This is a genomic window from Brevibacillus laterosporus, from assembly GCA_007833815.1.
Lineage (GTDB): Bacteria > Bacillota > Bacilli > Brevibacillales > Brevibacillaceae > Brevibacillus_B > Brevibacillus_B laterosporus_D.
In genome coordinates this window covers 5386322-5411776 of sequence record CP033464.1, presented here as the reverse complement: position 1 = coordinate 5411776, position 25455 = coordinate 5386322, and the positions used below count along the sequence as shown (strand labels likewise).

17 protein-coding genes and 1 pseudogene are annotated in these 25455 nt (G+C 40.3%); 9 read left to right on the top strand and 9 right to left on the bottom strand.

The window, feature by feature from the left end; translation table 11 throughout:
* Nucleotides 1-394: 394 nt before the first annotated feature.
* Nucleotides 395-8029, top strand: a complete 7635-nt coding sequence (locus tag EEL30_26510; protein QDX95503.1) for an amino acid adenylation domain-containing protein — start codon at nucleotides 395-397, stop codon at nucleotides 8027-8029.
* Nucleotides 8030-8312: 283 nt separating this feature from the next.
* On the opposite strand, the gene EEL30_26505 is transcribed toward EEL30_26510, so the two are convergent.
* Entirely contained in the window at nucleotides 8313-8816 is a 504-nt protein-coding gene (locus tag EEL30_26505) for an ADP-heptose synthase (protein QDX95502.1), read from the bottom strand.
* A 336-nt stretch (nucleotides 8817-9152) separates the two neighbouring features.
* Here EEL30_26505 and EEL30_26500 point away from each other — a divergent pair, with 336 nt between their 5' ends.
* Nucleotides 9153-9878, top strand: coding sequence for a TerC family protein (locus tag EEL30_26500; protein ID QDX95501.1), 726 nt, complete (start codon nucleotides 9153-9155; stop codon nucleotides 9876-9878).
* A gap of 65 nt (nucleotides 9879-9943) precedes the next feature.
* On the opposite strand, the gene EEL30_26495 is transcribed toward EEL30_26500, so the two are convergent.
* Together EEL30_26495 and EEL30_26490 are read right to left on the bottom strand one after the other, a co-directional pair.
* The gene (locus tag EEL30_26495; protein ID QDX95500.1) at nucleotides 9944-10519 is read right to left on the bottom strand and encodes an N-acetyltransferase; all 576 of its coding nucleotides are present in this window, start codon (nucleotides 10517-10519) and stop codon (nucleotides 9944-9946) included.
* 139 nt (nucleotides 10520-10658) lie between these two features.
* Nucleotides 10659-11294 (bottom strand): hypothetical protein, encoded by a 636-nt coding sequence (locus EEL30_26490; protein QDX95499.1) that lies wholly within the window; start codon nucleotides 11292-11294, stop codon nucleotides 10659-10661.
* Between the two features lie 321 nt (nucleotides 11295-11615).
* Here EEL30_26490 and EEL30_26485 point away from each other — a divergent pair, with 321 nt between their 5' ends.
* Both EEL30_26485 and fabI read left to right on the top strand, forming a co-directional pair.
* Entirely contained in the window at nucleotides 11616-12338 is a 723-nt protein-coding gene (locus EEL30_26485) for a hypothetical protein (GenBank protein ID QDX95498.1), read from the top strand.
* Nucleotides 12339-12431: 93 nt separating this feature from the next.
* Nucleotides 12432-13205, top strand: a complete 774-nt coding sequence (gene fabI, locus EEL30_26480; GenBank protein ID QDX95497.1) for an enoyl-[acyl-carrier-protein] reductase FabI — start codon at nucleotides 12432-12434, stop codon at nucleotides 13203-13205.
* Between the two features lie 164 nt (nucleotides 13206-13369).
* Here fabI and EEL30_26475 read toward each other — a convergent pair whose 3' ends face one another.
* A complete protein-coding gene (locus EEL30_26475; protein QDX95496.1) occupies nucleotides 13370-15766 on the bottom strand; it encodes an ATP-dependent helicase in 2397 nt (798 codons plus the stop codon).
* Between the two features lie 60 nt (nucleotides 15767-15826).
* Nucleotides 15827-17203, bottom strand: coding sequence for an HlyC/CorC family transporter (locus EEL30_26470; protein ID QDX95495.1), 1377 nt, complete (start codon nucleotides 17201-17203; stop codon nucleotides 15827-15829).
* A gap of 356 nt (nucleotides 17204-17559) precedes the next feature.
* On the opposite strand from EEL30_26470, the pseudogene EEL30_26465 reads away from it, so the two are divergent.
* Nucleotides 17560-18350, top strand: a pseudogene (locus tag EEL30_26465) (MBL fold metallo-hydrolase).
* A gap of 105 nt (nucleotides 18351-18455) precedes the next feature.
* Here the strand turns inward: EEL30_26465 and EEL30_26460 are convergent.
* Nucleotides 18456-18821: a hypothetical protein gene (locus EEL30_26460; GenBank protein QDX95494.1), complete on the bottom strand. Its 366-nt coding sequence runs from the start codon at nucleotides 18819-18821 to the stop codon at nucleotides 18456-18458.
* A gap of 212 nt (nucleotides 18822-19033) precedes the next feature.
* Here EEL30_26460 and EEL30_26455 point away from each other — a divergent pair, with 212 nt between their 5' ends.
* Nucleotides 19034-19882 carry a PHP domain-containing protein gene (locus EEL30_26455; protein QDX95493.1) on the top strand — a complete coding sequence of 283 codons (849 nt, stop codon included), beginning with the start codon at nucleotides 19034-19036 and terminating at the stop codon, nucleotides 19880-19882.
* A gap of 84 nt (nucleotides 19883-19966) precedes the next feature.
* Here EEL30_26455 and EEL30_26450 read toward each other — a convergent pair whose 3' ends face one another.
* The 3 genes from EEL30_26450 to EEL30_26440 all read right to left on the bottom strand — a co-directional run bounded on the left by EEL30_26450 (nucleotide 19967) and on the right by EEL30_26440 (nucleotide 22120).
* On the bottom strand, nucleotides 19967-20410 hold the full coding sequence (locus EEL30_26450; GenBank protein QDX95492.1) for a GNAT family N-acetyltransferase: 444 nt from the start codon (nucleotides 20408-20410) through the stop codon (nucleotides 19967-19969).
* 129 nt (nucleotides 20411-20539) lie between these two features.
* Complete coding sequence (locus tag EEL30_26445) at nucleotides 20540-21046, bottom strand: hypothetical protein (GenBank protein QDX95491.1); 507 nt, start codon at nucleotides 21044-21046, stop codon at nucleotides 20540-20542.
* A gap of 345 nt (nucleotides 21047-21391) precedes the next feature.
* Entirely contained in the window at nucleotides 21392-22120 is a 729-nt protein-coding gene (locus tag EEL30_26440) for an esterase family protein (protein QDX95490.1), read from the bottom strand.
* Nucleotides 22121-22373: 253 nt separating this feature from the next.
* Here EEL30_26440 and EEL30_26435 point away from each other — a divergent pair, with 253 nt between their 5' ends.
* The 3 genes from EEL30_26435 to EEL30_26425 all read left to right on the top strand — a co-directional run bounded on the left by EEL30_26435 (nucleotide 22374) and on the right by EEL30_26425 (nucleotide 25405).
* Complete coding sequence (locus tag EEL30_26435; protein ID QDX95489.1) at nucleotides 22374-22976, top strand: phosphatidylglycerophosphatase A; 603 nt, start codon at nucleotides 22374-22376, stop codon at nucleotides 22974-22976.
* Between the two features lie 304 nt (nucleotides 22977-23280).
* A complete protein-coding gene (locus EEL30_26430) occupies nucleotides 23281-23460 on the top strand; it encodes a hypothetical protein (GenBank protein QDX95488.1) in 180 nt (59 codons plus the stop codon).
* A gap of 277 nt (nucleotides 23461-23737) precedes the next feature.
* Nucleotides 23738-25405 (top strand): alpha/beta hydrolase, encoded by a 1668-nt coding sequence (locus EEL30_26425; protein QDX95487.1) that lies wholly within the window; start codon nucleotides 23738-23740, stop codon nucleotides 25403-25405.
* Nucleotides 25406-25455: the final 50 nt, after the last annotated feature.

The window sequence follows — 25455 nt, the reverse complement described above, 5'->3', positions numbered from 1 at the left end:
GATTCATCCCATTATTTCTTCGTTATTGTTAGATTATTTCATGTCATAGCGTGACCATACTTAAATCGGAATCTAACGAAATCATCGTACATAACAATTACGTTTTCCTATCGTATAGCCTTTATTCTTACTTATCTGTAACGGACTTTTTATTATGTAAATAAAAGTTAATAAAAAATAATTGAATACCATTTTTTTCTTTTACAAAATATGTATAATTAATTTGTAAGGTTATTAAAAAGTTAAAAGTGTTATTTTTATTCTGACTTAAAAGAGGGGAGGTATGTTACTAGAGAAAATCTAGCATGTAGTTTGTTTGAAAACACAGATTATGAAAACCCCGAACAAACAATCATGAGTGAATCGTTTAATTGATTTAGGAGGGACTATTAGAATGTCTACAAAAACGAGTCTGGTGCAAGAAAAACGGGAAAAAAAGTCAACCTATGAACAAGCTATTGAGCTGACAAGCGTAGAAAAATCTCTTTGGGTAGCACATCAAATGAATCCAGCGCTATGCAATGAACCTCTTGGTATTAAAATGAAAGGGGAAGTATCTCTTTTCGTATTGCAAAAAGCATTAGATAGAATTGTTCAACGTCATCCAGCTCTGCGAATGATTTTTGTTTGTCGAGATGAAGAGAATCCGCAAAAAATTATTTTACCTCAAGTAGAAGTCCCAATAACTCCGTATGATTTTACATCTATCCCTTTGTTAGAAAAGGAAAGTATTATACAGGACTCATTAGAGCTTTTACGAATTGAACCGTTTGAGTTAAAAGAAGGACCATTATTTCGCCCTTATTTAATCAAAAAAAGTAACCAAGAATATCTGTTTTATATTGTTTTTCATCATATTATTTATGATGGCTGGAGCTCTGGTATCTTTTTGCGAGAATTATCTACTTTTTATACATCTTTAAAAAGGAATGAAGAAATTGATTCTGACAAGGAAAATGAAGATAACGTAGTTACTAAGATTCAACAAGCGAGTAACATAGGAGCATTATCCTATCAGGAATCTAACATATACTGGAAAAATAAGATGGAAGGCTCTCTTCCTTACGTGAATTTCCCTTACGATAGTGTTCCCGCTAACAACCTGTCCTATCAAGGAGATTACCTAAGTAGCATAATAGACGCTACCTTGATGAAAAGGGTTGAGAAATTCTCTGAAGATAATCAGGTAAGTGTATATCGTGTTATGTTAACGGCCTATTTTATCCTATTTCATCAAATGACAACGGAAGAAGATATCGTGGTAGGTATGCCTGCAAATACAAGACCTCGAAAAGGATTTGAAGAGATTTTTGGTTACTTTATTAATACTCTTCCTATACGTCTCTCTTTTACTAACATCAAAACATGCAATCAATTACTTCAACAGGTAGATATAAGTGTTAGAGAGGCATTGCAACACCAAAATTATCGAAGTGAATATCTGATGGAAAATACTAATTCCACCAGTAAGGGAGATAGACCTCTAATCTCTACTGTATTCAACATGGTAGGTCTTCCTACAATTGAACTTGAGGGACTTGAGGCAGAAGTAACCTACCAATTTAAACGTACGACTCTTTTTGATGTCGTATGGAGAGTAGTACGTAGCCAAGAGAGGGAATATACGATAGAAATAGACTTTAATACGGATTTATATGCCTTTGAAACGATCAAGGACCTTCTACATCGCTACATTCATACGCTAGAAACATTGATTCAAAACGCTGAAGCATCTCTACATACATTGCCATTACTTATTGAACAGGATTACGAGATCTATAAAAAGATAAATCATAATAATCTGGATTATCCGGCGGCCAAGACGTTGGATCAGCTTCTAGATGAACAAGCTGCTCAATATCCAGAACGCCTCGCGATCACAATGGGAGAGGAAGCTATTACATATAAGCAATTGGAGAGTCGTACAAATCAAGTAGCACATTATCTGCTTCAACATAACCTCAGCAAAAATGAACTGGTTGCATTAATGATGGATCGTCATATTGATACCATTGTCGCCATGATAGGAATCTTAAAAGCAGGTGGAGCTTACGTCCCTATTGACCCAGATTTTCCTGCTGAACGCATTCAATATATGGTCAAGGATAGTGGAGCAAATCATCTGATCACAAGGAAAAAATGGGAGGATAAACTTCCTGCTGATTTTGGAGGCTGTTTATTTTGGGAAGAGTTTCCTCAGCATCTCCCTCTTTATTCAGTCGAATCGTCTCATACTGCTGAAGATCTTGCTTACGTGATCTATACCTCAGGATCAACAGGTAATCCAAAAGGAGTATTATTGTCCCACACTGGGGTTGTAAACTTAGTTTATTCTTTAAAAGACAAGTACAGATTTACGGAAAAAGATGTATTTTTACAATTTGCTTCCTTCATTTTTGATGCCTCCGTGTGGGAAATTTTCTCTAGCTTATTGTGTGGGGGAAGGCTTTATCTGCTTTCAGACCTAGATCGAACATCACCAGAAAATTTTGTCCTTACCGTAAAAAACAACAAAGCGAATTACTGCCTTCTTCCTGTTATTTATTTTAAACAACTAACACAATTGCCTCAGGAGACTTTACGTCAGTTACAATCACTAAAAGTAATTTTTGTAGGTGGTGAAACATTGTCTCCAGAACCAGTACGTATGTGGCAACGCAAAATGGGGACGAAAATTCCGATTGCTAATGCGTACGGGCCTACAGAAGCTACTGTATGTAAAACCATCTATGATATCACTGAAATGGTACCAGAAACGAAACAGCACATTCCAATAGGAAAGCCTCTAGCAAACAGTGAAATATTTGTCTTGAATAAACATGGTATGCTGTGCCCTATAAACGTTCCGGGAGAATTGATAATTGGGGGAGTAGGATTAGCAAAGGGTTATTTAAATCAAGTGCAACAGACAGAGAAATCTTTTATTTCACTTGCTCTTCCTAATCAATCAGAGAAAAGATTTTATCGTACAGGGGATGTTGGGCGAATTTTACAAGATGGTAATTTGGAATTTATTGGACGTGTGGATCATCAGGTAAAAATTAGAGGCTATCGAATGGAGCTAGATGAAATTGAAACCATTCTACTGCAACACCCCAAAGTAAAGGATTCTGTCGTTGTTGTCCATAAAGACGATAGTGATCGTACGAGAATAGTAGCCTTTTATATATCTGCTGATTCTACTGAGGACATACCAACGAAGGAATTAGTAAACTACCTGAATCAAAAGCTACCGGTTTATATGGTACCAGATCATTTTTATTCTCTGTTATCAATGCCTCTCTCACCTAGTGGAAAAGTAGATCGTAAAGCGTTAGCTCAACAAGCCAAATCTCTTTTAACAATGGAGAACAAGACATGTATTTCACCTAGTACGTCTACTGAGAGAGATGTAGTAACAATCTGGGCAAAGGTGCTCCAAATGGAAGAAACAAAAATAAGTATTGATGATGATTTTTTTGCACTAGGAGGCCATTCATTAATAGGCATTAAAGTAATCAATCAAGTACATAAGCAACTGAATGCTAAAATTGAGCTAAAGGATATGTTCCAGTATCGCACGGTTGAACGTTTGGCAGCATTCATCGACAAGCAAGCAGATACAGAGTCTACCCATCAATCAAACAGTGATAAAGATTTACTGCCGCACGTTACCGAACAAGAGCATTATACATTATCGAATGCTCAGAAACGGTTATGGTTTTTAGATAAATGGAATTCTGGCCATAGTGTTTACCATGTTCCGCTACAGGTGAAAGTCAGACCAAGTCTTGATCCCGATTTATTTAGACAAGCTTTTGAAATATTGATGGAACGACATGAAATTTTGCGTACCATATTTGTAGAATTACAAGGAGAACCTAGACAGATCATTCGCAACACAAGCGAGCTATCATTTTTTTATAAGGATTTATCCCATTTACGCGAAGAAAAGCAGATAGCCTTGATTGAAGAAGAGGTAAGAAATGATGTAAAAGAGCCTTTTGATTTGGTCAATGGACCTTTGTTTCGGACTGCGTTATATTCCCTTACTGATGAGGTAAGCTATCTCTATTTAAACTTTCATCATCTCATCACGGATGAATGGAGTATACAACAACTCCTTCAAGAATGTATGGAGGTTTATAATGCACGTGAACAAGATATTACTCCCATGCTACAGCCTATTCATCACCGTTATATTGATTATGCAGAATGGCAAGAAAAACAGCTCCAAAAGGGTTACTGGGAAGTAGAAAAAGCATATTGGCTAGAACAGCTAAAAGGGCCTTTGCCTGTTCTACAGCTACCTATGGATTTCACTCGACCTAAAGAACAGACTTTTGAAGGGGACACCATATGTTATCCCCTTACCAAAAAGCTGACGCAGCAGTTAAAAGAAGTAAGTAGAGATGAAAATGTTTCGATGAATATGCTATTATTAGCTGCTTATTTCAAACTTCTAAACCATTTTTCTGGACAAGAAGATATTATTGTAGGAACACCTATCGCTGGGCGAATACATGAATCTTTGGAGCATATTCAAGGTTTCTTTGTAAATACATTGGCTATTCGGATGGATCTTCAATGTATGGAAACCTTGCAACAGCTTATACAAAAGGTAAAAGAGACTTGCTTAACAGCCTATAATCATCAAGCATATCCTTTTGATAAGTTAATAGAGCTTATAAACCCAGACAGAACTGAAAATCAAACACCTATTTTTTCAACAATGTTTAGCTATGAAAATAATCTGAACCTACAGCAGGGTGACTATCAATTAGAAGTGCTTCCTTGCGATATAAATACAAGTAAATTTGATCTTTCCTTGTCTGTGAATGAGAAAAAGCAACAATTACATGTTACGTTTGAATACAACAGAGATTTATTTACACAAGATACTGTCTCTCGATTTGCTAGTAGCTTAGAAAAAATTTTAGAAGCTTTCATAGACCAGCGATCGTTGGCACCACATGCACTAGATTTATTGACAGACGAAGAGAAACACTTGTATCAAGAAGTAAATCATACAAAAGCAATGTTTCCTACCAACCAAACTATTCAAGAACGGTTTTATGAACAAGCAAGCAAGTACCCTAGTAAAGAAGCTATATCGATGGGTGAGCATTCTCTTACTTATGAAGAAGTAAATCAGGCTTCCAATCAGGTTGCTCATTATCTGCGTCTCAAAGGAATGAGATCTAATGATAAAGTGGCCATATTATTAGATAGAAGCATAGAGAGCATCATTGCTATGCTAGGTATCTTAAAAGCAGGAGGAGCCTATGTTCCGATTGATACGAGTTATCCAAAGGATCGAATTCAATATATCTTAGAAGATAGTAAAACGTCATACATGATTACGAGAGATTCTCAAAAGACGGGTTTATCTCTTTATACAGGTGTCCTCATTCTGATGGATGATGTATATAAGCATTCGCAAACAAATAATGTGGATATTGTAAGCACCCCAGAGGATATAGCTTATGTCATTTATACATCTGGCTCGACAGGAAAACCAAAGGGCACATTACTGCGTCATCGGGGGGTTCTTAACCTGATTCAGTGGAGGAAAGATCAGTTTCAGGTGAGTCATGAGGATAATTTTGTACAGTTTGCTTCTTTTAGCTTTGACACCTCTGTATCTGAAATTTTTTCGGCTTTGTTACATGGAGCTAGATTACACATTTTATCCGAAGAAGAGAGGTACTCAGTAAGTGCATATGCTCAAGCAGTTCAAAAAGTGAAGGCCACAATCACCGATTTGCCGGTCGTATTTTTTCATAATCTGATTGCTTCCATGAATAATATAGAAGCGGAAATGATCAAAACGTTGCGCATGATGATGGTCGGGGGGGAAGCATTACCTGCCGAATCTGTTCGAGCATGGCAAAATAGATTTGGTCAGCATACGTTGATTGTAAATGAGTACGGTCCTACGGAAGCTACTGTCTCTGCAACTTTTTATCCAATTAACCTGATTCATCCTGAACAAAAGAATGTCCCGATTGGAAAACCTCTGGCTAATACGAAGATTTATATCCTACATTCTCAAAAGAATCTGTGCCCAATTGGTGCGATTGGTGAGATTTACATTGAGAGCGTCGGACTTTCCCCAGGGTATTGGAATCAAGAGCAGAAAAATGAAGAAGTATTTATTTCTAACCCATTCTCTCGTGAATATGCAGACAAATTATATCGAACAGGTGATTTAGCGAGATGGTTGCCAGACGGGAATATTGAATTTGTGGGAAGAAGAGATGATCAGATTAAAATAAGGGGTTACCGTGTAGAATTGGGTGAAATAGAGGAAACTCTTTTACAACATCCATTGATACATCAATCCGTTGTTTTGGCAGTAGACTCTATAGATGAGAAAGTTCTCGTCTCTTATTACACAACTACTAGTAAAGAAGAAATCCAAGTAAGCGAATTGAATACCTACTTATCTGGAATGCTTCCAGAATATATGCTGCCAAGACATTACAAACACCTTAGCGAGCTTCCTTTAACACCAAATGGCAAAGTCGATCGGAAAAGTTTGATACAAAACTCACCACATTTGATAACAAAAGAAAGAACCTTTACTAAGCCTGAGACGGAATTGCAAATAGAGATGGCTAACATATGGGAACAGGTTTTAGATGTGGAGGCAGTCGGATTAGAAGATGATTTTTTTGAGTTGGGTGGTCACTCCTTGAAAATCATGCCTGTTCTCGTACAACTGAAGCCAAAATATCCAATGATTCGTATTCAGGATTTTTTCAAATACCGTACAGTAGCAAAGCTTGCACAATATTTAGAAGAAAAGAAAGAAGAAACTCAAATTACAGAGCAGCTCCCCCAGAAAGCTACCCAACCTATTGTAAACCGTGTGCAGCAAAGGAAAAGAGAAAAGCCTTTGACGAACATTACAATGAATATTCCTAAGGGAGTATTTCTTACAGGTGCTACTGGTTTCTTAGGAGCGTATATTTTGAAGGAATTGCTTCAGATACCTTCTGTCTCTATCTATTGTCTCGTACGTAAAACAGAACAAACCTCCATTGATAAAAAACTGGCTGAAAAAATGGTTTTCTATTTTGGAAAAGGAATTCTGTCTCAGATGAAGGGGAGAGTTTTCACAATAGAAGGTGACTTAGGTAGCAAGAATCTAGGAGTAGATTCTTTGATATGGGATAGTCTTGTAGGTAAATTTAATTCGGTTATACATTGCGGGGGAGAGGTAAGACATTATGGAGATCGTGAATATTTTCATAAGGTAAATCTTGACTCAACAAATGAGTTGTTACAGTTATCGAAAAAAATGAAAGCACGTTTTCATTATATCTCCACGTTAAGTGTGGTTGGTCACTCTATTCACGATCCAGAAGAATTTATGTTTTATGAAACGGATTTTGATCGTGGTCAAACGATAGAGAATGTCTATGTTGAAAGTAAGTTTCTATCAGAGAAAAGTGTTAGGAAAGCTATCGAAGAGGGATTGGATGCTACTATTTACCGAGTAGGTAATTTGGTTGGTCATTCTGTGACGGGTAAGTTTCAATATAACATTCATGAAAATGCATTTTATCGCTTACTTAAAGCAATCTTCCTTTTACGAGTGGCCCCTTCTATGCCTGGTTATATGGATGTAACGCCAATTGATTATGGAAGCAAAGCTATTGTGCAGCTGGCATGTCAACAAGAAACGATTGGTGAGACTCTGCATATTTGCAATCCGTACCAAATTACTTGGGAGGACTTTATCCGCAATGTACAAAAGGCGGGATATCCGATTTCTCTTATTCATGCGCAAGAGTATATCCAAACTCTTTATCAGGGTGATCTTTCTGAGGAGAAACAACAAGCATTAGAGTTGATCTTACCTTCCTTAGAAGCTAGTGAAGGAATGTCTATTTCAATACCTGATTGTGCACTCACACAGGAATTTTTACAGAAAACATCCGTTGTTTGCCCAAGACCGACGGAAAAACTTGTAAGAGGTATGATAGAGTATGCTATTGAAGTAGATTTTTTTCCTACGATACAAGAGACTGTAATAAAGTAGGAAGCTCTCACCATGAAAGATATCCAAGGGTAAGGCTTTTTACAGAAAAGAAGGGGTAATGTGGTTGCCAAGCGTGCTTGCTAGCATCCACCAAAACTAATTTTTTGAACGCGTGCTTCTCCCGGCACTGCATGATGTTGGCGGTTAACCACAGATTTCATTATCTTTCATTTAGCTTTTATATATCCAATAAAAAGCGTGTAGACCTGTTTGTACCTTGGTACTTGTCTACACGCTGAAGGCTTATCTCTTTGAGTATAAAGGATAAGCCTTTCTTTTTTCTCTATAAGTAGAGATTGGGCTCCACGGCAAAATCAAAGTCCTCAATATCATAAAATTGAATCGGAATCACATATTCCAGCAAACGATCCTGCCATTCGGTTTGGTCCGTAATTAGTGGAATGTCCCATTTCATGGACGTTAAAATTAATTCTGTTTCAATGGGATCAAATATATCCCCCCACATGGCGGTATCTTCCGCTTTTACAATGGTAAAGTGAACAGTATCACTATGTTCAAAAGTAACGGTAGACCATGGTGCTACCAATGATTTTTCCATCATTTTACGTCGAAAAGGATTCTGGAAATATTGGATCATGTCTCCAACAATTTCTCTTACCCGTTTCTCTTCTTCCGGGTCATGCATGATGGGACTAGAATTTCCTACAAATTCGTCCAGTTCACGAAGAGTAGAAGAAGGGATGAGGTATTCGACAGGCTCGCTTGGCACTAGTAAATTACCGTATATAGCAAGCATGATGGCTTCAATCACAAATGGTTTCTTCACTTTTGTCTCCTCCTCCTTACTCATCCATCATACTGAAAAGGATGCTTGACAACAAGTGGAGTTCCTCGTATGATGACAATATAAAACTTAAAAGAACGTAACTCTCAGTCAAAGGGGAGTAGCTTTTACAGCAAAGTCGTCATTACAGGATGAATAATCCTCGGCTTTGTTGGCAACCAATCGTTGTTAGCAAGACCTTTGCCTATGTACATATGTACGTAGGTAAAGGTCTTTTTTGTTGTCAATCATGAAGATTTGTATGAAGAATCAGCAGGGGGATCAAGGAAAGTCGTTCAAAGGTGAGATGACCCACGGGAGGGCAGGGGGGAAGATATTATGTTTGAGACAGAATTTATTATTCAGTTACTAATGATCATTGCCATTGACATTTTGCTTGGGGGAGACAATGCAGTGGTCATTGCCATGGCGAGCCGAAACCTGCCGTTGGAGCAAAAGAAAAAAGCGATTATGTGGGGAACAGGCTTGGCCGTAATTGTACGTGTAATTGCAACTATTGCAGCAGCATACTTGTTAAAAATTCCATTCTTGTTTGTTGTAGGGGGTCTGTTGCTCGTTTGGATTTCTTATAATCTGTTAGTGGAAGATGGGAATGAAAAAGAGATTAAAGCAGGTGACTCGTTAATGGCAGCGATTCGAACCATTGTGATCGCTGACGTAACGATGGGAATTGATAACGTTGTAGCGGTTGCTGGTACTGCTCATGGTAACATGGTGCTAATTATTCTTGGTTTGTTGATTAGTATCCCGATTATGGTGTGGGGGAGCACGCTAATTCTAAAGGCGATGGATCGCTATGCATGGATTCCTTATGTAGGCGCAGGAATATTGGCTTTAGCAGCGGCTAAAATGATTACGCATGAGGCTCATCTACAACCTTTCTTTGACGCCAATCCGTGGATAAGCTATCTATTGAAAGGCGTTGTAATTGTGGGAGTAATTGGCGCTGGTTACTGGCAACGTAATCGGATGGCTAAAAAGGCGGAAGCTCGCCGGATTATGCAAGAGACGAAACCCCATCATGAAATGAATATAGGATCGTAAAAAAGTAGCCACGTGAGCAATAATGCTCCGTGGCTTTTACATTACCTTGAGATGAGAAGGAGAGTCTAGAATTTTTTTGCCTGCCATTCACTCCGTAAGATTCCCATTTTGATGGAATCGTAGTAAGCACCACGGACAATTCTTGCTTGTCGTATTCGCCCTTCCTCTTGCATACCACATTTTTGTGCGAGACCCATCATTCGTTCATTGCCTGACCATGTAGAGATTCCTAAACGAACCACATCCATTTCGGTAAACAAATAATCAATCCATGACTGAAAAGCGATGGTTCCGTAACCGCCTGACCAATAGGACGAATCATAAATCACAATGCCTATTTCGCACCAATTAGTAGCTCTGTCTACCCAGTAACGGCCTAGGGTTCCTTTTAGCTCGCCATTGATTTCAATCACCAGATGACTACGGGGAATTGTAGTGTTTACTAGAAGTAAGTCTTCCTGATATCGTCTTGTATATTCCTCCAATGGGACATAGATAACTGGTTGATAAGGCCCATTCCAATTATGGAACTCCTGGTCATCAGCCTCGAAGTTATAGTGCCATATGAGTGGAATATCCTCTGATTGAAGATCGCGTAGGACAAGATTTTGGAGGGAAGGATTCTTTATTTGCACATGCATGGTAGTGTACCTCCTACAATCTATAACTTTGAAAATTTTTTGCAAAAGTAACAATCTTTTATCATTATAAAATAGAGAAAGAGCGGAGCATAGACAAAAAAAATACCGGCACATGCCGGAGGGACGAAGAAGATTATCCTTACTCTGAGATTACACCATGGTTGTTACTGCGAGTGAACCAGCGAAAAGGATTGAGTGACCATCTGCTCTCATAACGATTGGAGCGTTGCTTGCGACGCGTCAAACGTTGATGCATCAGATCCATTTCAAACGTCACACGGCGCATTTCCAGACGAAGCGCTTCTTGCTTGTCTTCAATTTCAACGATTTTTTCTAATATAGAAGCCTGCAACTGTGGCAAAGTGGCTAGCTGACTTATTTCTTTTTGGAATTGAAGAAGTGTATCTTGCACGGTCATTTCCACTTCTCGAATCGCGTTAGTGAGGGGCTGACTAGGTGATGCTGTCCATTCAGTAACCTGTGTTTCCTCGTTGGCAGCGACTTCATTATCTAAGATATCTACAGGTAGGATACCTTCTTCGAGCATCTCCCGTTGAATCTCTTTTAGGGAACTGTTCCCGGAATCTTTGCGTTTTTTTGCCTCTTGCAACAAAGTGAATCCATCTGTGCTAATTAGATAATGTCCTTGTGGATTTTTTTGGCGTTGGCTTGTAGGAACAAATAACTCTAGCCAGTTACGCAGGGTACGAACATGTAAATCTAATTTTTCTGCTACTTCTTTAGAAGCCATCCAAGCATGCATAATTTGTTTCATTGTGATCACTCCCCAATCGAAATTCCTCAAAAGCAGATTTTAGTCAATTGTGACCAGTTTATACAACAGGACAAAGGATGAATATGCACCGGACAGATTTCGATTTCATTTTCTACAGGTATTATAGCACCTATTTTTCCCGGAAAAAGCCAATCGACAAAGGTTCTAAAAACTAGTGATCTTTCGGCGAATTTGGACAAGTATAGGGATGGATGTCTAGCTTTGGCACAAACTTAAGGACATAACTCTCCAGGTGCACGCGTAAAATGAATCAGATCAACAGTTTGTCCGATGGGGGCGGGGAAGGCAGGGCATAAAATAATGTGGCATCCTTCAATATCAATTCTGTTGTTACTGGTTTGTGCTGCTAGTTTGCTCGGCAGTATGACGATTTGTTTCCGCAAAACGTGGTCCGAACATGCTTTATTCGTGATGATCAGCTTAGGTGGCGGTATTTTACTGGCTTTAACCGTCCTTGATCTTCTACCCCACGCAATGATAGGCGGGGGTCATCAATTTCTGCCACTGGTATTGGTAGGCTTTATGCTGCTATTTTTAGTAGAAAGCATTCGACATGATCAGGGAAAACCCTATACGAATAACATGATTGGAGTAAGTCTTGGTTTTTTCATGCATGCCTTTTTTGAAGGATTTTCGATTGCTGCAGGATTGGACACGGATGCAGGACTCGCTCTTCCTTTGTTGATTGCGCTCATCTTACACCGATTGCCGGATGGAATTACGGTATCTTCCCTTTTGCTAGCAGCAACGGGTAACCGAGGAATGGCACTACTGGGAGGTCTTGGTCTTTGTGGAGCTACAATTCTTGGGGCTGTGACGTTACGTATGGCCGGACAATGGATTTCTGAAGAATGGACGAGTGCAGGACTCGCATTGTCAGCAGGGGTGTTTTTATATGTAGCAGCTAGTCATTTGGTCCCCTTGATTCAAAATCGAAATTTTCCTAGATTAAGTCTCTATTTTTGTGTATCCATGCTGTTGTACATGGTTTTTTCACTCTTTTTTCATACGCATACTCACTAAATGACTAACCAGACTACTAGCGATAACTCGTAGAACAAGCTAATATAAGTTATAATGTTTGGAGTATGCTGGGAAAGAAAGGGGTTTATACATATGCAATTATTGCAAGGTAAAAATATTTTGGTTATGGGTGTGGCGAATCATCGCAGCATCGCGTGGGGAATTGCGCAATCCTTGTCGAAAGCGGGAGCGAACCTGATTTTCACGTATCAAGGGGAGCGATTGAAAAAGAATGTAGAAGAATTGGCAGCAACACTGGATCAGCCAGAGCAAATTTTGTACAACTGCGATGTTACGAAGGATGAAGAGGTAGCAGCTTTATTTGGTTCCATAAAAGAAAAAGTGGGCGTTCTACATGGTATCGCACACTGCATTGCATTCGCTAAAGGGGAAGATCTAAATGGCGAATTCGCTGATACCTCGCGTGACGGTTTTGCATTAGCACATGACATTAGTGCGTATTCTCTGATAGCGGTAGCTCGTGAAGCTCGTCCACTAATGACAGAGGGTGGTAGCATTGTCACGTTGACTTATCTTGGCGGCGAGCGTGTTGTCTCCAATTACAACGTGATGGGAGTAGCGAAAGCAGCCCTAGACATGAGTGTACGTTATTTGGCAAGTGATCTTGGCAAAGATAACATCCGCGTCAATGCGATCTCTGCTGGTCCAATCCGTACATTAGCTGCAAAAGGGATTAGCGGCTTTAATGCTATCATTAAAGAGATTGAGGAAAAAGCTCCTTTACGTCGCACGATTGATCAAACAGAAGTAGGCGACACAGCTCTATTCTTGATGAGTTATATGTCTCGCGGTATTACTGGTGAAGTGTTACACGTTGACGCTGGCTACAATATCATGGGTCGTTAAGTAGAATACTAGAAAATCATCCCCTAATGTATAGAAGGATAGTTTATTAGACAAAAAGCAGGTTTTGAACTATGGCGATTAAACTGGTACACTTCGCTATAGCCAAGACCTGCTTTATTACGTTTACTTTCTTACATTTATATTCACTCTCGTTTTATAGAGAACTATTCCGGTTCTTTTTTCCCTCGACCCATCTCCGACACAAAGCGGGACATACGTGTTTTACGGCCGAATCTCTCTGTAGGTACACCAATAAATAAATCATGTCTCGCTCGCGTAACCGCTACGTACATGAGGCGGCGCTCTTCCTCGATAGCGTCCTTATTCCCTTGGCGTGCCTGATCCATGGCAAAATCATGGGGGATCGCACCTTCCACTACATCAACCAAAAAAACAGTATCAAATTCTAAACCCTTTGCTCGATGAATACTTAACATTTGCACCGCATTATTGCCGTTTTGCGGTTGCTTACGCCACTCCGCTTCTTTTTTTACCATCTCATCTATATAGGTTATAAAATCCTGAACACTGGCATGGCGTTTAGCCGAAACCAATAATTGGCGCAACTCGTCCGTGGAGCGTTCTTGATCTCTTTCCGGTCGATCTTTATCACGTTTTTTTACGTAATCACGCAACTTGAGATCCTCATAAATTGTTTCAAGAGCGTGAGCGGGGGACGCGTTATAAAAGCTAGTTAGCGTATCCGTTACTTTACGTATTTGTGCACGTTGAAAGGTTTTCAGATGGGCTAATTCTGGAAGCACGGTTAATTGCGAACAATTATTTAAAATAGACTGGCTTCGAATATCGTTCCAAACTGTTGGCGATAGATAGAGTGTAGGCAATATTTCCCGTAGAGCTGACTCATTTTCTTGATCCACTACTAATCGCAGGTAGCCCAGTGCCCAGCGAACAACTTGCTTGCTATAAAATGGCTCGTCCTCTCGTGTAAAGGAGAAGGGAATATCTGCCTCGCTCATACGTTCTAACAGGGGGCGAGTCGACTCGTACGTGCGAAACAACAGCGCAAATTGGTGTGGCTCTGCGCCATCCTGTATTCGTAGTTTAATTTCATCCACGATGCGGGATGCTTGTTCCTCTTCATCCGCTGGTTGGAATAGATAGCAGGAGCCTTCTTCCTGATGAAATGATTTTAGCTCCTTTTTCCAACGAGTACGATTGTTGCCGATCAGGGAGTAGCCTAGACCCACTATAGAAGAGCGTGAACGGTAGTTTACTTCTAAAGAAATCGTTTTTGCACCAGGATAATCTGCCGTAAATCCAAGAATGTAGCGTGGATTACTTCCTCTAAAGCCATAAATGGACTGATCATCGTCGCCGATTACACAGAGATTGTTCTCAGGAGCTGCCAGCAATTTTACTGTCTCGTACTGCACACGATTAATATCCTGGAACTCATCAATCATAATGTATCGAATGCGACCCTGATACAGTGACAAGATGTGCGGATCATCCTTTAGCATTTCATAACAGCCAATTAGCATATCGTCAAAGTCAAACCAATTATGTTGCTTTTTCAACTTTTCATACAGTGGATATAGCTCCTGGGCCTGCTTTTCTTCAGAGCTTTCCACAGATAGCAGCTGTGCATCGGAAGGGGTGATATATTCATTCTTCCAACGGCTAATAAGGCTCATGACTGCTTCAAAATCTGATTCTTTGACAATTGGATTCTCCATCTGTGCAATCGCACCGGTTTCACGTAAAAATTTACGTTTTTGCCATTCTTGTTTTAATAAGCGCTGTTGATCCCAGCGTTCAGGCTGATGAAATAGTAACATACGATAAAACAAGCTATGGAAGGTACCTGCAATCAGGGCAGATGCTTGATGAGAAGGCAAAGACTGCTTTAAACGATGCTTAATTTCACCAGCTGCTTTGGTAGTAAAGGTAACAACCATGATGGAGCGTGGGTCAATGTTCATCTCTGTAATCAAATGGGCAGTACGGGCTGTCATAACACGGGTTTTACCACTTCCAGCACCTGCGAGAATCAATAAGGGTCCCTTTGTACAAATGACAGCTTCTTCTTGTGCAGGATGTAACGTTGTATGATAGCGCTCCTCCAACACCTGAGTGCGTTGTTTTGGTGCGATCAAAGTTCGAAAACTTTTAGTGGGTGCAGGTGCTTGTGTAACGGTCGTTGATAGGGGTGAAATACTACGTCCTTTCGGCAACCGGAACCCACCGACCATGACATCATTGGACTGGTCATGGGTGGTAGTTGTTGTTACAGATTCCATGCTTGGTGTTGATCCAGACTGTTTCGCCATGACCGTACTATTGCTAGAGGTAGCTGCTAGCTCGGTTGTTACCAATGTTTGCTGTAAAAAGCTGTCCAGTTCGTCAAGGGAACAGGGAGCAGTATGTAAATGAGTAAAAAATGGTTCGCGGCTTACGCCAGCAACTATATGAACAGGCTGCCCACATACGGGGCAAGAGAGTTCCCTTTGATTCGCATACATGCGCCAAGTGGGAATCTTTGCATAGTTGTCTTTACGTAACATGAGCAATTCATCATTGTGCTTGGCTATATTCAAGATATATTCACTCCTATACAAACGGAAATGTCCCTCAATGATAGAGGGACATTCCAGTCATTAGGCTTGCAATAGGATGTTGCCAGACGCATCTTTTTGCGCTGACTCTACTTCAAGCTGTTCAATGGCAATTCGGTTAATGCGATGATTATCAAATTCTGTAATCGTAAACTTAAAGTTTTTATAGAGAACAGACTTCCCAGCTGTCACTTCTTCACTTAGTTGGCTATATACCCAACCAGCAATCGTATCCACATCATCGGAAACCAACTCAATCGGTAAAATATCATTCAAATCGTTAAGCAGAGTTTTACCAGAGACGGATAAGACATTTTCAGCTTTGGTCTCAATCTCAGGACGCTCAAACGCATCGAACTCATCCTGAATTTCGCCAACGATCTCTTCCAGGATATCTTCCATGGTAATGAATCCGGCAGTACCACCATATTCATCAATAACAATGGCAATCTGTGAACGGCGTTTTTGCATCAGGCGCAGAACATGGCTTACTTCCATGGATTCCGGTACCGTCAAGATAGGGCGCAAAAAGTCATGCAGATTGGCTTTGCCTTCTGTGAGAGCCGCTAGGTAGAAGTCTGAAGTATGCACAAAACCAATGATTCTGTCCTTGTCGTTATGAGCGACAGGAAAACGCGTATGGCGCTGATCACGAATCATTTGCAGGTTTTCTTCAAAGGTGTTGTCGTCATATAAGCAGATCATGTCAATTCGCGGAATCATGATTTCGCGAGCAAGACGTTCGGAGAAATCAAAGACATTATCGACAAGCTCCATCTCTTCAACATCAATATGACCGCTTTTGTGACTTTCATTTACTAACAAACGAATTTCTTCTTCTGTATGGGCCGTCTCACTTTCAGAGACAGGTTGAACGCCCAAACGGCGCAATAAGAAGGTAGCTGCACCATTCAGTACCCAAATGATTGGGAAACTGATTTTGTAGAAGAACATAAGCGGAGCTGCCACCCATAGGGAAGTTGATTCCGCTTTTTGAATAGCGACCGATTTTGGCGCCAATTCTCCAAGTACGATATGCAAAAAGGTAATGATACCGAATGCAATCGCGATGGAAATGGTGTGTAAAAGTGCCTCAGACGCAATCCAGTTACCAAGAATTGGTTTGACAATTAAATTCCCAATCACTGGTTCCCCGACCCAACCTAGTGCCAAAGATGCGAGTGTAATACCCAACTGGCAGGCGGATAAATAAGCGTCTAGTTGCTGTGTTACCTTTTGCGCATAAACGGCGCTTTTGCTACCTTCGTTAACCAATTGGGTTAAGCGCGTTTGACGCACTTTTACCAAGGAAAACTCGGCTGCAACGAAAAATCCGTTTAGAAGAACCAACAGAATAGCTACAAGTACTTGACCTGCGATAAACAGTAGGTTCGACGGATCTATCGGTATACTGTCCAAATAGTTTCTCCACCTCTAGCTTGTAGAAGGGGAGAACTCACCTCCATCTTTCGTTGAATTTATATATGATGTTGTAGATTATGAACGTTTGGACAAAAGATGACATGTTTCCATGCCAAGGCATAGGCAGTTTTTATAAAATGTTTACACATAAGTATACCAGCAGGGGAATTGGATAGTCAAAACCAGATATCTCTAATCTTGGCAAGAAAAAGCTACATGCATCGCTGTGGCTCCTTTTTTCTGGAAATCATGCATGTATTCATTAACGTAGCCTGACTCTCTGACAGGAGTGGTTGTTTATTTAGGCGGCTCTAACACACTTTCCATGAAATAAAGGAATGTCATAAGAAAGAGTGGGTTATTTTCCCGGGAGTGTCAATATTGGCATCGTGTTAACAGAAAAAGGAGCGGTGTTGATTGACTCCGGGTTGGATACACAAACAGCAAAAAAAACAAAGAAAGGGTTGGACGAATTGTCTCAGCCCTTGTATGCCATTATAAAGACACATTCACATGCGGATCACTTTGGTGGTAATCATTATTTACTTCAGCAATATCCACATGCAATAGTGTATGCTCCAGCTCTGGAAGAAGCCATTATTCGAAACCCAATGTTAGAACCTATTTATCTTGGTATGGGATCAACTCCACTACCTGAGTTGTGTAATAAATTTTTGTTAGCAGAATCCTCACGTGTAGATGAAATATTGCCAGAGGATGGTGAGCCGATCTTATCTGATTGCCGGGACATAGCTGGAATCAACTTGGTCTTGTTGTGGATGGTATCTGTTTTGCTGCAGATGAAACCATAAGGAGTGTTCAACGCTTGTAACAAACCAGCTATCAAGGATATCTACCTGGAAATGAAGTGCTTGAGACGGATGTTTTTTCAACGCTAACTTATAATGAAGAATATCATCAACAGATTTTAGGGGAAATTGAGGAAGGGTTTAGCGTGCAACCAGCTACATTAGAAGAAGGCTTAACATGGATCTGTGAAAAACGAGGCATTACTATCCAGAATATGACAAGTTATGTCTTATTTCGTACTGCCTTTATGGGATAGGTGATGGGACTTCATAAGCAAGGAAGAATTAGTTATTGCCTAGAGAGAAATCGATTGCTGTTTGTAAAAAATGGATAAGAACATATTTATTTTTGAAAAGATAGATGTGTAATGTGCACAAAATCACCTCGCCTATGTAGAGTGAAAAGCGTTTATGTTATGATGAGAGAGCTGGTTAATGCTTTATTGAGCGGCTTCTTGATGGGGCTTTCCTAAATAATCGGCTATTTCCGCCAGCTTATGTTCCGCTGCCACCTTTATTGCCCGGGGAATCAATAGACCTTCTCGGGACGTTCGTGAGGCCATCTTTAGTTTTAAATAAGGGGAGCCGATTTTTATCGTTTCCTCTTCGACAAATTCGTTGATGACTGTAAGGCGGGTGGGAATTCGTAAATGATAGGTCATGCCTGTTGATGAATCGTAGATCATGGCGTTATAGGTGGGTGAATCTTGGCTATTGCTCCTACGGAAACCTTGATCCAAAAGCGTTTTATCTACATACCACAGAGGCTGAACCATACCTACTAAAGCATCGCATTCAAGTTGCACAAAGACTCCCTCCTTGCTTTCCTTTTCTGTTTATAAATTCAGTTATATGTAAGCGCTCATTTTTTCAGACTGCTTTTTCTTGGATAAGGATCGTTTCGGAATTTTTATCTTTAAAAGTGGTAACGTAGGCTCGCTTACAACACGGGCTTTTTTTCGCATAAGACTGCCATCGCAGAGTCAATTTAAGTTTTTTAAAATCGAGGTGATTACTTATGGAGATTTCATGTGATTTACATACCCATACGTTGGCATCAGACGGAACAACGACACCAGCAGAGAACGTGCAGCTCGCTAAGGATGCAGGTCTCAGCGCTGTTGCTATTACCGACCACGATACAATTGCCGGGGTAGCAGAAGCGATTCAAAAAGGGATCGAGTTAGGCGTAGAAGTGATACCTGGTGTTGAGATTAGTACAGCTCACGAGGGAAAAGACATTCATATCCTGGGTTATTATATTCCGTTTGATGATTCGACTTTCCATGAAGCATTAGCAGGGTTACGTGATGTTCGTCATCTACGTAATTTGAAATTAATAGCACGTCTGCAAGAGATAGGACTAGATATCACGGTAGAAGATGTGTACCGTCGCAAAACCTCGGATGATAAAAACATCGGTCGTCCACACATCGCAGAAGAATTGGTGATAAAGGGGCTTGCTACATCTATTGATGATGCTTTTCAGAGGTATTTAGGAGAAGGTGGCGCCGCTTATGTAAATGTAGAGCGGATCGAGCCGTTAGTAGCTATCAACATGATCAAAAAAGTAGGTGGCGTGGCAGTCATTGCTCACCCAGGCTTATATCATAACAATGAATTGGTGGAAGAATTGATTGTCTACGGACTGGATGGCATCGAAATTAATCATCCAGATAACCAAGAGGAAGATAAGGCGATTTACCGTCAATTAGCAGAAGAGTACGGCTTGATTATTACAGGTGGTTCCGATTTCCATGGATATCGCGAAAATAAGACATTCCATGCACCACTAGGTACTCATGGCACGTCTGGTGAGGCTGTTGAAAAGATGCGGAAGCTAGCGGCATTACGACAAAAAAAGTAAGCTGGATTTGCATGCAAATAAAATGTCATAAATGAAAAACACGCAAGAGAGCTTCTCTTGCGTGTTTTTACTATGATCAAGTTACTATTCATGTAACTGTTTTTTCATCATGATATGATCAATACCGGCATCATCGAAAATCTCACCAAAGCCCACATACCCCAATTTCTCATAAAACGGTTGAGCATGTACCTGAGCCGAGAGTTTTAGTGTAGAGTATCCTTGCTGGACAGCGATGTCTTCCATATGCATCATCAAATCACGGCCAAGGCCTGTCCCGCGCGTCTCTTGTTTCACAGCAACTCGTTCAATTTTCCCAACCCCTTCTTCAAAAGGCCGAAGACGTCCAGCTGCTACGGGTTCGTTATCGTGATAGGCAACAAAGTGAGTTGTTGGAGTAGAGAGCTGATCGTGCTCATCGATTTCAAGATCTTCTGGTACCTGTTGTTCTTCTATAAAAACAACCCGTCGAACATACAAGGCATCTTGTAATTCTTTTTCCGTGCTTACTTGGCGAATGCTATACATCTGACTTCCCTCCAATAGTTACAAAGGCAACTGTTTTCTCATAGGATGTAAGGTCTGTTACGTTGTGTTCATAAAACAAACAGGCCATGACGAGCATGGCCTGTTTTTATCATAGCATGTCGAAAACGGTTAGGCCAAAGGAAAGCTTTTTACAATTGACCACTTACCATTAGCTTCTTCTTTAATTAGATGCAACTCTGTTATTTCGGAAGGAAGATCAAATTTCATCATGGCTAACTGATCAACAATATCCTTTAATTCTGACTCACTTAGATTACGTCCTATGGTCAGATGAGGCACAAAGACATACTCCTCTTGATGATCCCCAAAGTATTTCAAAATTTTAGCATGTAAGTCTTCAACAGCTTCTTTGTTCTGGAAAGAAAGAAAAATAACGTTTGTTGTAGGATGGAACGTAGAAGCTCGATGGAAATTAATAGAAAAAGATGGAGTTGATCGCACGATGTCTTCCAATTGAGTCGACAAGGTGGCAATCTGTGTATCTTCCGCTTCAAATGCCTCTTTTAACCGGATATATGGCTGGACCAAGGCATAGGCAGGGTCGTACCGTTTACGGTATGAGTTGGCGACTTCTTGCACTTCTTTTGATGGGAAAAGTACGATACTATACTTCATGGAAAACCATCCTCCTCACATAAAATACCCTTTAAAAGCTTTTTTCTATTTTAACAGAAAATTCTTTCGGTGTATAATGTTGCAGTTGTCTTGTATATACCTACCTTTTTCAGGAAAAACTACTGGAAAAGGAGGTGTACTATATGAAAAGTGCTGTGATGATGACCTACGCTTTTTTAGGAATTATGATGCTACTAGTGCTTCTTTTTACTATGATTTGGGCTATTCTTAAAAGCGATAAAACGGTTGTAACCAATGGAGCTGCTCGTTCGCAACTACGCGATCCGACAGACCCTTCCGCGGGAGAATAAAGCTATCATTTTGAGGTTATCTATATTCTATCTGTTATGAGTAAAAATAACGAATAATCTGTGGCAAATGGGCTTGCCAATGTTCCCATGTATGGTCGCCTTCGCTTAGTTCTAAGTGAAAGGTGGCCTTTTTTCGTTGTAACAATTCTACAAAGCGTTGGTGCGGGGTAAACAGATCGATAATACCACGGCTTGTAGAGACAGCCGTTTCTTTTGTTCCAATCTCCAGATAAAGAGATAATTGCTCAAGGGAATGGCTATTTTCTGCCAATGTATAAAAGGAATCATACAGAGCTCCAGATTGAGAGGCCACATTACCAAATGTATGGGGATAACGGATAGCAGTTGCCAAGGAAACCGTACCACCGAGGGAGTCACCAATCAGGGTTCGTCCACCGCTTAATGGCTCGGTTGCGTAATGTTTATCCATATAGGGTACTATTTCTTCAGCCATAAATCGAATATAGGCATCAAATTCCTCGCCATCTGGGTGATAACGCGAACGTCGTTTCTCCAGTTCAACGGGAATAAATACTACGATGAGATTCTGGATTTCCCTTTTGTCCAGCATACTGTCGAGCATACCTGGCAGGCGTCCCAAGCTCAAGTAATCTCGTCCGTCCTGAGCGTATAATACTGGATAAGAATACAGCGGTGAATAAAAAGGGGGTGTATAAATAAGCAGTGTTTCCGTAGTGCCCAGATGTTGACTAGAGAGAGTCACTTCTGACAAGCTACCTTTTGGTGTCTGAGGGGAAGACATGGGATAACCTCCTTTGCTAGATAATCGTATTTTACTGTATGTAGGAGGGGGACGGCAAAAAGGAAATGGGCTCAAACTTTTCTGATCACGTGTTACATCCGAAAAAAGATAACCACGCATTGTAAATCTGGTAAAGAAAGCAAGTAAGATGGCTTGATCTACCAGCATAGAGAGTCGCAACCTAAGCAGAATATGATACTATATAATATGTATTCATTATTTTGCCACTCATTTGTGTAAGGAGGTTGGCTTTATGAAAATCAAGAGGGTACACAGTAAACAAGTTAGAGATGCAGCTTTAGCCAGCTTGACAGAACGAGGAGTATCGATTGAGGCTATTGCGGAAATCGTGCACGCGATGCAATCGCCCTATTATCCTACTCTGGCCATGGGACCGTGTATTGAAAGTGTTCAGGCCGTTTTAGAAAAACGTGAAATTCAACACGCCATTTTAGTGGGCATCGAACTGGATAAATTGGCTGAAAAAGGTTTGCTTTCTGAACCTTTGCAATCCATAATCGCAAGTGACGAGGGTCTTTTTGGCTGTGATGAAACATTAGCACTAGGTTCCGTTTTTGGCTATGGTAGCATTGCTGTAACAACATTTGGACATCTAGATAAACAAAAAATTGGCATCATTAAACAGCTTGATAATAAAACAGAAGGTAAAGTAAATACGTTTTTGGACGACATGGTGTGTAGCATAGCCGCTAATGCTTCCAGTCGAATGGCGCATCGACTACGCGATGAAGAAGAGACAAAAGCAGCGGGAGAGGAAGCAGAATCAGATCAATTACGAATTAACATTGAAATGGCAGGTCAGCAAGCTAATAAGGCCTCTGATCAGGCAGGATAAGGCATTACGCACCATTTTATGTTGAACAAATGTGAGCGTACGAAATCTTGAAATCGTGGAATCACGGAATGCTGAAAGTTGAAAGCACCCAAGCCAGTTTTGTTGGCAGGGGTGCTTTTTATATGTGATGGTAAAGCAAGCTTGATATCTATTTACATATAACTTAGTAAAAAGGAATTGGATTCTTTGCTCCAGTTGCAAATCTTATCTCGGTATCATTTTGAATGCAGCTACTGCTTTGATTCTCCCACTTTTTCTTAGAATTTTACAAGAAGGTGGCAACCACGATAATGCTGAAAAAGTAATGGTAGGAGATAATGAAGCAGCCTATACAACCATGAAAATGCCAGATGGAGATATGCATAAACGAATTAGTTGGATTAAAAATGGAACTAGTTTAGGTTACAACGTGTGGACTTTCTCGAAAGATATTACAAAGCAAGACCTGTTAAAAATGGCAGAGGACCTTCAGAAAGCAAAATAAGTAGAAACATCCTGTTTTACCGTCAAAGGTGGAGTGGGATGTTTTTTTCGTAAATCGGTGTAAATAATATTTTTTCTTACATTAGGAAAACGAAGACTTTAGTGCGTAAAGATTGGGGAAGAAAACTAGTTTTTAGAAGAGGATACTACGAATCAGGTGAATAGGAAAAATGAATAACATTAATTTAAAATTAAATATTCGAAAAATTATTGACATTTTAATAAAGAAGGGAGAATATGTAAATTAAAGTATTATTATGAATAAGGAGTGAAAATCAATGCGCATCCCTAAGCTGTATCATGCTCTAATTTGTATTTCTCTAACTTCTAGCTTTCTATTACCTGCAACAATGTTTTCCACCAAAGCGTTAGCCGCTGCACCTGCGCCTACCCTACACGATGACAATCCCAATGGTGCTTTTGGTGACTGGTACACAGGGGCTGTTCCACCTAACGCTTCGCAGGACAAGCCTGTCATTTTATTCGTTCAAGGTCTTCACTCGAATTATAAAACGTGGTATCGGGACGGAGGGCTATACGAAGCAGCATACAACTCTGGTTATCGGACTGCTTTTGTTCAATTAAGAGATGCTGATGGTGAGGGTGGCAACATGCATACAAATGGACAGAAGCTGGCTGAAGTAATTAAAAAAGTAGCAGATAATTACAAAGTAAAACAAATTGCAATCGTAGCTCACTCGAAAGGCGGTATTGATACACAAGCAGCCCTTCTACATTATGGAGCAGCCCCTTACGTCCATACTGTTCACCAGCTTGCTACTCCTAATAAGGGGTCGGAGCTGGCAGACATTGCCTACTCTTCTTGGTTCTCTTGGCTTGCAGATATTCTAGGTAAAAAAGACGACGCGGTGTACTCCTTGCAAACGTCATATATGGCCAATTTCCGCAACCAAACGGATAATCGAAGCGATGTAAACAAAACCAAAACCTATATGGCGGCAGGCACTGGTGATGATGGTATGTTTACAGCGTATTGGTTTGCCCATGCTGTTTTACCAGGAGAAGACGATGGAGCGGTTACTGTCACATCCGCATTTGGCCTACCCTATGGAATCAAAACATTTACTAAAGATATTTCCCATTCCAGTATGACCGATGCTAAACACGTGTGGGCAGAGGTGGAGGCCAATATAAGTAAAAGCTCGAAGGGAGTAAAACAAGAACTAGCGGCGGAAACAGAGAGAGAATATCAAATGGATGAAGAAGAAAGTACTCCAACCTCAACCGTGAGCAATACTATTTTAAGAGGTGGGGAAATCAGCGGAAAAACGCAGGATACTTTCATGCTAGAAAGCGGAGTTAGTCAAATTATAGTAGATGTTATGACAGCGAATGAAAAGACAAAAGTAAAGCTAATTAGCCCATCTGGCAAGGAGTATACTCCAGAAAAACTAGAGATCAGCAAGTCGGGTAAACAGCGTAGCAACGAAGAGAACGAAGAAGAAAGTGATTCCACTAGATCCGAACATCTGTTTGCAAGTGCTATTCATAATGGGTTCGAGATCGATGAGCCAGAAAAAGGGAAGTGGAAACTTGTCGCTTCAGGCAAAAAAGATGCCTACTTCATGTTCGCTCAAGTAGAAAGTGAACAACCAATGGAAGTGGTAAGTGACAAAAAAATCTATGAACCTGGTGAACAAGGAGAGCTACGGATTGAACTACCTGAAGCCACTGTTAAGAAACAGGGAATTGCTAATGTGAGCATAATCGAAACAAAGAATCGACAACTTTTGGTGGCGGATGACTATTTGAAAATAAAGCAAAAAGATGATGAGATTACGGGAACTTTTAAAGCCCCTAAGGAACCAGGTGTTTACAACATTTGCTTGGAAATCACCGGAATTAACGAGCGTGGAGAAGAGTTTTCACGGTCTGTTTGGTATAACTTTGCGGTAGTGGATGAGGATACGGAGACCGATCTATAGGTATATTTTGTAATATATTTTGATATATGATAATAAAATAGAGTAATAAT

Bases quoted from the DNA above. Each gene is read 5' to 3' on its own strand.
- EEL30_26430 (QDX95488.1), top strand. From the start codon at position 23,281: ATGGTAGGAGATAATGAAGCAGCCTATACAACCATGAAAATGCCAGAT.
- EEL30_26440 (QDX95490.1), bottom strand. From the start codon at position 22,120: ATGTCTTCCCCTCAGACACCAAAAGGTAGCTTGTCAGAAGTGACTCTC.
- EEL30_26495 (QDX95500.1), bottom strand. From the start codon at position 10,519: ATGCATGTGCAAATAAAGAATCCTTCCCTCCAAAATCTTGTCCTACGC.
- EEL30_26450 (QDX95492.1), bottom strand. From the start codon at position 20,410: ATGTATAGCATTCGCCAAGTAAGCACGGAAAAAGAATTACAAGATGCC.
- EEL30_26455 (QDX95493.1), top strand. From the start codon at position 19,034: ATGGAGATTTCATGTGATTTACATACCCATACGTTGGCATCAGACGGA.
- EEL30_26425 (QDX95487.1), top strand. From the start codon at position 23,738: ATGCGCATCCCTAAGCTGTATCATGCTCTAATTTGTATTTCTCTAACT.
- EEL30_26485 (QDX95498.1), top strand. From the start codon at position 11,616: ATGTGGCATCCTTCAATATCAATTCTGTTGTTACTGGTTTGTGCTGCT.
- fabI (QDX95497.1), top strand. From the start codon at position 12,432: ATGCAATTATTGCAAGGTAAAAATATTTTGGTTATGGGTGTGGCGAAT.
- EEL30_26500 (QDX95501.1), top strand. From the start codon at position 9,153: ATGTTTGAGACAGAATTTATTATTCAGTTACTAATGATCATTGCCATT.
- EEL30_26435 (QDX95489.1), top strand. From the start codon at position 22,374: ATGAAAATCAAGAGGGTACACAGTAAACAAGTTAGAGATGCAGCTTTA.
- EEL30_26445 (QDX95491.1), bottom strand. From the start codon at position 21,046: ATGAAGTATAGTATCGTACTTTTCCCATCAAAAGAAGTGCAAGAAGTC.
- EEL30_26510 (QDX95503.1), top strand. From the start codon at position 395: ATGTCTACAAAAACGAGTCTGGTGCAAGAAAAACGGGAAAAAAAGTCA.
- EEL30_26490 (QDX95499.1), bottom strand. From the start codon at position 11,294: ATGAAACAAATTATGCATGCTTGGATGGCTTCTAAAGAAGTAGCAGAA.